The 577-nt window shown below is 53.7% G+C and carries 1 protein-coding gene; it reads left to right on the top strand.

Going from position 1 to position 577, the window contains the following annotated elements:
* Nucleotides 1-341: alpha/beta fold hydrolase (locus TU76_RS24220; protein ID WP_048352690.1), on the top strand; the 341-nt coding region annotated here is incomplete at its 5' end.
* Nucleotides 342-577: the final 236 nt, after the last annotated feature.

Raw genomic sequence — 577 nt, forward strand, 5'->3', positions numbered from 1 at the left:
GGCCGTTCTACGGCTTTAATCGACCCGGGGCCAAGGTCTCGCAAGGCGTCATCGACAACTGGTGGCGTCAAGGCATGATGGGCGGCGCAAAAGCTCATTACGACTGCATCAAGGCGTTTTCTGAAACCGATTTTACCGAAGATTTAAAGGCGATTCAGGTGCCGACGCTGGTTATGCATGGCGAGGACGATCAGATCGTGCCGTTTGCAGATTCTGCGCCGCTTTCGGCCAAACTCTTGAAGCATTCCACGCTCAAGACGTACCCGGGCTTTCCTCACGGAATGCCGACGACCAACGCGGATCAGATCAATGCTGATTTGTTGGCGTTTATTCGCGGTTGAGCAATGCGCCGTGACGGCGGCTGCACAAGATATGGGGACCGATTTGTTTTCGATGAAAATAGATCTATCCCTTTTTTCACACCAACGCTCCAGTAAGCAGCGTTGAGCGACCGGTTTTAGCCGAAAGCTGCCCTTTGTGACAGGCTGCTATCGGCCAGAATCGGTCACTGATCAAGAACCACACGCTACGCTGTAGCTAGAAACCCTTCCTTTGGGCCGTGCCCACTGAAACGCCT

The sequence above is a fragment of the Pseudomonas psychrophila genome (assembly GCF_001043005.1).
GTDB lineage: Bacteria > Pseudomonadota > Gammaproteobacteria > Pseudomonadales > Pseudomonadaceae > Aquipseudomonas > Aquipseudomonas psychrophila.